General features: G+C 66.1%; 3 protein-coding genes. All 3 read right to left on the reverse strand.

What is annotated here, in order from left to right; genetic code table 11:
- On the reverse strand, window positions 1-386 hold a 386-nt coding region (locus NS1_RS38420), incomplete at its 3' end, for a creatininase family protein (RefSeq protein WP_169812895.1).
- A gap of 47 nt (window positions 387-433) precedes the next feature.
- Window positions 434-1408 carry a hypothetical protein gene (locus tag NS1_RS38425; protein ID WP_084504819.1) on the reverse strand — a complete coding sequence of 325 codons (975 nt, stop codon included), beginning with the start codon at window positions 1406-1408 and terminating at the stop codon, window positions 434-436.
- A gap of 11 nt (window positions 1409-1419) precedes the next feature.
- Window positions 1420-1670, reverse strand: a 251-nt coding sequence (locus tag NS1_RS38430) for an SPASM domain-containing protein (RefSeq protein ID WP_174562720.1), incomplete at its 5' end; no start/stop codon positions are given.

The following is a 1670-nucleotide window of genomic DNA, read 5'->3' on the forward strand; positions in this document are numbered from 1 at the left end:
GCGGTCACGATGCGGGCCGTTTCGCACAGGAAGCTGAGGTTGTCGATGGCGGAGTTGACGATGACGAGTTGTCGCACACCGTGTTCGGCCAGCGCGGACGCGATCTCGGTGACGAGCAAGGTGAACGTCGAGCCGCTGACGGCGATGACACCGGGGAAGGTTCCGCCGAGGCGTTGAGACGGGGTGGCGACGCCGTAGCCGATCGACGGGACGATCAGTGCGTCGATGTCGGCGGCCAAGCGGCGGGCGAAGTAGTCGCTGATCATCGTGTCCGCGCCCAGCGGCAGGTGCGGACCGTGGGGTTCGACTGCCCCGATCGGCAGGATCGCGCGACCCTGATGTGCGCGGTCATCGAAGTCGGGCCAGGTCATCTCGGCGAGCAGCATCGGTGAATCTCCTTGTGTAAGAGCGAATAACGGGTGATCGGTGGGTGCTAGGCGTCGGTCCAGCCGAGGCTGGGCACGACCGACGGACGGAGGTGCTCGGCCAGGCGCAGGTTGAGGAAGTCCTCTTTGTTAGCGCACCCGGTGGCGGCTTCGCATGGGGCCCAGGTGTTCTCGCGCAGGTGTAGCTCGAAGTCGGGGTCGAGGACGTTGCCGTAGCGGTGCTTGCCTAGGGTGGCGTAGCGCGAGCACCGGTAGACATCGCCGTGGATGTCGAGGAACACGTAGTCCGAGCCCGCCCGGCACGCCCGGTGCTGGGGCGAGGTCAGCCCGGTCAGGGCGACACGGGTGAGTTCGGTGTCGCCGCCACAGGCAGCGACCACGTCAAGGACGTTGCTGCCGTCGCGCAGCACCGGCACCGCGGCTGTGGCATCGGCGCTGGTGGAGTTGTTCGAGGGCACCGACGGGTCGTAGCCGAGGTCGAGGTTGAACCGGAGCCCGGCCGCTTCGGCGGCGGCTTTGACGCGGCCGATGGTGGTGGTGTCGTGGTTGGCGAATAGCAGGGCGTTCACGACGACGAAGCAGCCGTAGGTGTCTTGGGCAAACGCGGCGGCGGCGATGAACTTCTCCAACGGCATTTGCCCGCTGTGCCAGGTCAACCAGAGTGAGAGCTTGCCGAGGTTGGCGTGGGGTTCCAGTTTCGGCAGACGGCGTTCGATCAGTGAGGCGTTGGACAGCAGTTCGACGAACCGCACGCCGGGTTGGTGGGTGAGCCAGGCGGCGCGGTCGAGGAATGCCGGGGAGGCGAAGGGTTCGCCGAGGGTGCCGAGGCGGACATCGACCGGAAAGGGGCGGGTACCGATCCAGTCGACGACGGCGGCGAAGTTGTTGCGGTCTTGTGGAGCCCGCCAGTCCTCACGGCTGCTCTTGGCCCAGTCGCCGGTCGACACGCAATAGGTGCAGCCGAAGTTGCACAGTCGTTGTGCGGCGACGTACCAGATCCGCACCGGTCGTTGGGAATTCATCGCGTGCCCCATCATCCGAATGTCGCGATCGGTCGGAAGTCACGGCAGGCGAAGTCCAGGGTCTGGTTGTGGCAGCGCCTGCACACGAAGTCGTCCTCAGCGACGGCGACGCCGAACACCTTGCGGCGCGCGGTGACCGCAGCCTCGCTAGTCATCAACTCGTGGATCGAACCCTCGCGGATGTTGGCGAACCGTTCGCGCTGGTAGTAGTCGTTGCAGCACAGGAACAGGTCGCCGCCGACGCTGAAGCTGGCGTGATGAA

The organism is Nocardia salmonicida NBRC 13393, from assembly GCF_001613085.1.
Classification (GTDB): domain Bacteria; phylum Actinomycetota; class Actinomycetes; order Mycobacteriales; family Mycobacteriaceae; genus Nocardia; species Nocardia salmonicida.

Excerpts from the sequence above, each read along its gene's own strand:
- NS1_RS38425 (WP_084504819.1), bottom strand. The coding sequence starts at position 1,408 with ATGAATTCCCAACGACCGGTGCGGATCTGGTACGTCGCCGCACAACGA.